Below are 6,226 nucleotides of genomic sequence, written 5' to 3' on the forward strand. Positions count from 1 at the left end.
CCCGGGATCGCGATGTCGGGCCGTTTCTGCCGCGGATCCGCGAGACTCGATCGGCGGGGATCGCGCCTAGGCGGCTTTCGGGCGATCTGCAGGGAGAGGCCCTGCGCGGCGGTTCAGGCGCGTCTCGGCCAGCGGCCGCTTCCGCGCCGTTCCCGAGTCGTGCAGTGCTGGCCGGAGGTCTGCCGGGCGGCCCGGCCCCGGATCGTCGGCCAGGGCGAGCAGCCAGCCGGGCGGGTCGCCCGGCCCGTCGCGGATCTGGACCAGGGGCACGTGTCGGGCCGCCGCCAGGGCGAGTTCGCGGATCTCATGCAGCGACCGCGCTTGTTGCCAGCGCCCCCGTCCGGGCCATCTCCACTGCATGCCGCTCACCATTCCCGCTAGCCGAAGACGGCGCTCGGAATCCAGGGCGAGCGCCCGGAGCGCTTGCGGTGGCGCGCGAAGGCGCCGGCGACTGCCGTGACCATCTCGTCCTTCTTGAGCGTCTCGAGCTCGGCGAGGTCGGCGTCCTCGGGCAGCAGGTGCGAAGCCGCGATCGCCTGCAGCTGGCCGCGCGTGAGGCGCGACAGCACGGCTGCCCCGGGAGCGAACGCGGCCGGCCAGTCGACTAGGTCGGCGAGGAAGCGGTCGGCGAGGGAGTGCCCCTCGGGGCAGGGCGTGAGCATGCGGGCGACGCAGCACGCCAGCAGGCGCACGCGATCTGCGTTCCCCATGGCGCGCAGCGCGGCGAAGCGGGCGTCCTGGCCGTCCTCCCGCAGCCACTCGAGCAGCTCCCGCTCCCGCGCGTCAAGGGCCTCCTCGGCCGCGGTGACGCAATCCGGAACCGCCGTGTCGAACGTGTCGTCAATGCCCGTCTTTGCCCGCACGTGATCGATCGAGACGCCGCTGGTGTGCCAGCGGTCCTCGTAGATCTTGACGGCCAGCGTGTAGGCGAGCAGGTCCCGCGCCAGGTCGGCGGGCGCCTCGGCGAGAGCGCGCCGGGCCAGCGCCGCCCGCATGTGGATCAGGTCGTCCCGCAGCGCATGGGACAGCTTCAGCGCCCGGGCCTGGCCATTCGGCGAGGCCGGGGCGGCGGCCATCCCGCCGCCCCCGGGGGCGTCCTTCTCGCCATTTGGCGAGGTGCCGCGGGCGCGTCCGGAGCCTTCGGACTCGCCATTTGGCGAGGTCCGCGCGGCCTGGGCAGCCCCCTTCCTGACGAGCACCAGCCGGTCCACATCGCCCTCGAACCCGACCGACAGGTGGACCTCCGCAGCCCCCCGCACGGCTTCCGGCAGGTCCTCCGGGCTCTCGGCCCTCTCCTGGTCGTACTTGTCTCGCCAGCCCTCGGGCGCCCCGATGTCCGCGGTGACGGCCCAGCCATTCTCCCGCTCGGCCGCCGCCGCCGCGGCCAGTCGCTCCCCCGCCAGCCGCTCCAGCAGCTCCGGGTCGTCCAGGTGGAGTTCCCCCCCGCCTCGCTCCGCGAACAGGTCGGCCGTGACGCCGCCGCCGGCCTGCCTGTAGGCCGCGATCCCCACGAACCCCGCCAGCCGGCCCGTCGCCCGGGGCTTCTTGCGGAGCAGGCGCCGGCGGACCTGCTCCGCGGGGCGCCAGCCGTCGGCGCAGGCCTCCACCGCTTCTACCTGCAGCCGGTGGTCGCCCTCGACGCAGGCGGCCTCGAGGATGCCCAGGGAGAGCTGGCCCGCGCGAGCCCGGGCCAGCAGCTCCGGAGCCGCCCGCGCCATGCGCAGGCGCCGCTGCACGGTGCGCCCGGAGAGGCCGAAGCGCGCTGCCAGCTCCGCGTCGGTCAACCCGGCCTCGCGCAGCGCCCGGAAGGCTTCGGCCTGGTCGACGGGGTGCAGCTCCTCGCGCCCCGAGTTCTCGGCCAGGGAGAGCTCCGCGTGGTCCCCGGAGACCAGCACGCACGGCACGGCGTGATGCGCCTCGAGTGTCCCCGCCTCGACCAGGCGCCGCAGCGCGGCGAGACGCCGTCCCCCGCCGATGACGGTGGCCCGCTCGCGCGTTCCCTCCGCGATCAGCGGCTGGAGCAGGCCGTGCGCCGCGATGGACGCTTCCAGCCGCCTCAGCCGGCTCTCGCCGGCCGGTGCCTTGCGGGCGTTGCGCGGGCTGACCTCCAGCGCGCTGATGGGTACGTCGATCGATTGCATGATGCTCCGTTCCGGTCCTGCGGCGATTCGGCCGCGCCAGCGCTACAAGGGAATGTCGTCGTCTCCGGGCGGCGGATCCGGCGGCGGCGAAGGTTCCGCGGCAGGGGCGGGCCGCTCGCTATCCCGTGCCGGCCCGCTCCCGCTCCGCTTGGTCCAGATCAGGACGACGTCCGCGGCCCGGGCCACGACTTCGGCCCGCCACCGCCGCTCCGCGAACTCGTCGACCCAGCTGTGGGTCTCCAGCCGGCCCTGGACGTGGACGACCCTGCCCTTGGTCAGGTACTGGGCGATGCCCCCCGCCCCGGCGCTCGACCAGACGGCCACCTGGTGCCAGACTGCCTCGTCGGCCCACTTGCCGTCGGCGCCCTTGCGGCGGCGGTCGGTGGCGAGCGAGAACCGGGACACGACCCGGTCGCGGATCTGGCGCGTCTCGGCGTCGCCCCCCAGCCGCCCTAACAGAAATACTTGGTTAACGGATTTCATATCTCTCTCCTATGCGTGATCTTCCAGCCTGCCGTTCGAGAGGGTAAGCTGCCGGCGTCCGGACTTGAGCGCGCGGCAGCGCATGCAGGTGGTCCGCGACCCCAGGTCGGCTTTCCTTCCGCAGGAGGCGCAGCGCCGTTCGCGCTTGCGCCGGCAGTAGCGCCGCTTGGAGGCGCGGCACGCTTTCGCCTGGCAGCGGCCGCAGTAGCTGAGGTCGGGCAGCGGCGGCCGCATGCCGCATTCGGTGCAGAGCCCGGCCTCGATGCGCCGCCCCCGCACTCGCTTTCGCTGCTGCCGGCGCCGCTCCTTGCAGCCCGGGCAGTAGGGATCGTCCGGTCCGCCGTCCCACGGCTCCTTGCAGGGCCCGGCGCAGCGGCCGAGGGCCGCCAGCGCCTGCATGCGCCGCTGGTGGTCGGAAAGCTCCCCGCCGCTGTTCAGGCCCGCCATGCGCCCCGCGCAAGCGTGGCTTGCGCCATTACGTCTTAGCGCCTTGGCGCCACAAAGCCAAGGGCCGGGAGGGGAATTCGCGAGCTCCGAAGGGAAACAGCCCCCCGCCGGGCTGCAGCGGATCCGCCGGAGGGCAGACACTGTAGAGGACATGGCAGAACCTCATCGAGGCTTGCTACCGGCCAGCCCCGCCGGGCGAACTGTCCGGGCGTCATGCCGCCTGCCCACGCCGCTGCACGACAGGCTGCGCCAGATGGCGCACGAGCAGAAGACCAGCCAGCAAAAGATCATGCTCCGCGCCATCCGCGAGTACATTGGCGGGGATCCGCCCGCCCCCGCGAGGAGGGAGGCATGACCGCCGCCGACCTGCGAGAGGCGGACCTGCACAAGGTCGACCTGTGCGGCGCGGCCCTGACCGCCCCCGGCCTGCGAGCAGCGGACCTGCGCAAGGCCGACCTGCGCGGCGCGGCCCTGACCGCCCCCGGCCCCGGCTGGCGCCCCGCAGCCGCGCCGGCGCTGATCCTGCTGGCCGAGGGCTTCGCCTCGCTCGGCTGCGAGCTGCTGGCCCTGCGAAAGCTGATTCCGGTCTCCGGCGCCGGCCTGCAGACGAACTCCGTCCTGATCGGGTGCTGGCTGGCGCTGCTGGCCTGGGGCTACTGGCGCGGCGGCCACGCGCTGGCCGCCGGCCGGGACGAGCGCGGCCGCGTGCTGTGGTGCTTCACCGCCTCGGCGATCGTGGGATTCGGGGCGCTGGCGCTGGACACGTTCCAGATGACAACGAGCTGGGGCCTGCCCATCTGGGCCTCGCTGGCCGTATGCTCGCTGGCCGCCAGCACGATCGCGCGCTTCTGCGGCGAGATCGTGGCCCGCGTCCCGCGTTGCGGCTGGCCCGGATGGACCACCAGCCGGGTCCTGTTCTTCTCGACGCTGGGGTCCGCCCTGGCGGCCCTGGCCCTCCCGCTGGCGCTGATGCCCTTCCTGGGCCTGTCGGCGACGGTGACGCTGTTGGTGGCAGTGCTGGCCGCCGGCGGGTTCGCCACCGGGCGGCGCCTGGAGTTCGGCTCCGGGTACCGCGCCGCGTCGCTGGCCGCCGCGCTGGCCGCCGCGAGCTATGCCTCGGCATCCCAGTCGTTCTTTCTCTCGCGCACCGCGTACGCCGACTACCACGTGTATGAGGGGCCGCCCGCCCCCGAGGGCAGCGTCGGCCTCGCTGTCAACAACTCGCTGGCCTCGCTGCACGCGCCGGACGGCACCGGGCACGCCTATGTCGAGCGGCTGGAGGCCTGGCTGTGCGAGCAGGGCCGCGACGAGCGGATCCTGGTGATCGGCGCCGCCGGCATGACGCTGGGACTCGGCGCGCCCTGCGAGCTGGACATCACGTTCTCCGACATCGATCCGGAGCAGCCGCGCATCGCGGAGAGGTGGCTGGGCGAGCCGCGCGGCGCCCCCTTCCTGGGCCTGCCCGCGTTCCGCGTGCTGCACGAGGCCGCCGGCGTGCGCTGGAACACCATCGTGGCCGACGCCTACACGGTGGGCAACATGATCCCGGAGCACTTGCTGACGCTGGAGTTCCACCAGGCGGTCCGCCGCCGCCTGGCGGACGGCGGCATGGCGGTCTACAACTTCATCGAGACGGGGGTGAAGACCGTCGAGACGCGCCGCATGCGCACCCTGCACGCGGTGTGGGCCGACTGCTGGAGGCTGGACGGCCGGCGCCGGGGGAATTCGCTGGTCGTGTGCGCGAAGAGCGAGCTGGACGGGGACCGGGTGGTCTACTCGCTCGGATCCGGCCGCGCCGGGCTGGACCTGATGCAGGTGGGCCGGGGCCAGACCCCTATGGGCAACTAGCGCCCGCGAGCCTGCGGCCGCCGCGCGCGATTGGGGCTGTTGCGCCGCCGCGCGTGGCGCTTGGCGCGCGCCTCGGAAAGGCCGCGCAGCTTCTTGCGCGCCTCCGCGTCCCGGCAGAGGTAGTCGCTGCGCTCGCCGGCGTCGCGGGCGACGCTCACCATGCGCTCCGGGCGGCGCCGCATGCCGCGCGCGATGTTCCCCAGGTGCTTCTCGGTGAACGCCAGCGTGCGCGAGCCGATGCCGAGCTGCTGGCCGGCCCGGTGGGCCGCCAGCGCCTTGACGAGCGGGTCTTTCCACGCGAAGTCGTAGGAGCCGCTGCGGAGCGAGCCGGACTCCTGCATCCAGCCGGACAGGCCCCCGATGATCTCGCGCGCCTCGTCGAGGTCGTTGCCGATCGCCTCCGAGGACGGCATGGTGATCCCTCCGCCGCCGCCTCGCGTGAAGCGCGTGTCCGTCCGTCGGATCTTGCAGCCCAGCTGCTCGGCAAGCTCGAGAGCCATCTCGAGGGGCTGGACCGCCCGCTTCGCCCTTTGCAGCGCAGGGAGCGGCGGGGTGCCGTCCCCCATCGCCTCGACCTGCGAGGCATGGTAGACGGTGTAGGTCTCGGGGCGGGGCCGTGCCCGGTCCACGAGCTCGCGCTTGATGCGCCCGTCGTCGTTGATGACAGGCAGCCCGCTCCCGTCGCGGACGACTTGGAACTTCTTGGTGGAGGTGCCGACCATGCTGACTCCGGTCTCGCCCCGCCGAGGGCGGTAGCCGGCGTCGCGGAACTGCCCGGCGCTCCCGAACTGCATGGAGTCGGAATTCAGCCGCGCCGCGAGCGCCTCGGCGACGATGGCGTTGAAGGCGGTGTAGGGCCGCCCGGCGAGGCTCTGGGGCTGCGGCGCGGGGCCCGGCTGGTCGTTCAGGAAGCCGAGCTTGCGGCTCTCGATGGCGGCGGCGACGAGCTGGGCGTTCTCCTTGGCCTGGCGCTTCTCGAACTCGTAACGGGTGGTGGGGGCTTTCGCTGGCATGGGCGAAATCTAGCAGAGGGGTGTCATTCCGGAGCGCGCCTCCGGCGACGCGCCGCTGCTAGGATGACCGCTGAAGATGCCGCCCCCCGCGTCGCCGCCCGCCCGCAAGGCCGTGTATCGCCGCCGCTCCGACGGCGCCTATGTCCTCCCCGCCCGCCCCGGGGCGCAGAGGATGACAACGTCCGAGGCGCGCCAGCGCATCGCGCGGGGAGAGTCGCTGTCCGGCTGCAACCTGCGCGGCGCCGACCTGTCGGGCATGCGCCTCGAGGGCATAGACTTCAGCGACGCGCTGAT

At 73.5% G+C, this 6,226-nt stretch carries 7 protein-coding genes; 2 read left to right on the forward strand and 5 right to left on the reverse strand.

All coding sequences use genetic code 11. The features are described 5' to 3' along the window. Positions 1 to 66 precede the first annotated feature (66 nt). From ACOQPP_RS07775 to ACOQPP_RS07790, 4 genes are read right to left on the reverse strand one after another with little or no spacing between them, the layout of a single operon-like run. A complete protein-coding gene (locus ACOQPP_RS07775; RefSeq protein WP_420636216.1) occupies positions 67 to 360 on the reverse strand; it encodes a hypothetical protein in 294 nt (97 codons plus the stop codon). Positions 361 to 377: 17 nt separating this feature from the next. Next, entirely contained in the window at positions 378 to 2,141 is a 1,764-nt protein-coding gene (locus ACOQPP_RS07780) for a ParB/RepB/Spo0J family partition protein (RefSeq protein ID WP_420636217.1), read from the reverse strand. A 42-nt stretch (positions 2,142 to 2,183) separates the two neighbouring features. Beyond that, a complete protein-coding gene (locus tag ACOQPP_RS07785) occupies positions 2,184 to 2,624 on the reverse strand; it encodes a single-stranded DNA-binding protein (RefSeq protein WP_420636218.1) in 441 nt (146 codons plus the stop codon). Positions 2,625 to 2,633: 9 nt separating this feature from the next. Next, a complete protein-coding gene (locus ACOQPP_RS07790; RefSeq protein ID WP_420636219.1) occupies positions 2,634 to 3,071 on the reverse strand; it encodes a hypothetical protein in 438 nt (145 codons plus the stop codon). A 351-nt stretch (positions 3,072 to 3,422) separates the two neighbouring features. Here ACOQPP_RS07790 and ACOQPP_RS07795 point away from each other — a divergent pair, with 351 nt between their 5' ends. After that, positions 3,423 to 4,919, forward strand: coding sequence for a fused MFS/spermidine synthase (locus ACOQPP_RS07795; protein ID WP_420636220.1), 1,497 nt, complete (start codon positions 3,423 to 3,425; stop codon positions 4,917 to 4,919). Here ACOQPP_RS07795 and ACOQPP_RS07800 read toward each other — a convergent pair. After that, complete coding sequence (locus ACOQPP_RS07800) at positions 4,916 to 5,932, reverse strand: hypothetical protein (RefSeq protein ID WP_420636221.1); 1,017 nt, start codon at positions 5,930 to 5,932, stop codon at positions 4,916 to 4,918. The two genes, ACOQPP_RS07795 and ACOQPP_RS07800, sit on opposite strands and share 4 nt — an antisense overlap. Positions 5,933 to 6,008: 76 nt before the next feature. Between ACOQPP_RS07800 and ACOQPP_RS07805 the strand changes: the two genes are divergently transcribed. Continuing rightward, a partial coding sequence (locus ACOQPP_RS07805) for a pentapeptide repeat-containing protein (protein ID WP_420636222.1) occupies positions 6,009 to 6,226 on the forward strand: 218 nt, incomplete at its 3' end.

Source organism: Candidatus Palauibacter sp. (assembly GCF_965222475.1).
In the GTDB taxonomy this organism is placed as follows: Bacteria; Gemmatimonadota; Gemmatimonadetes; order Palauibacterales; family Palauibacteraceae; genus Palauibacter.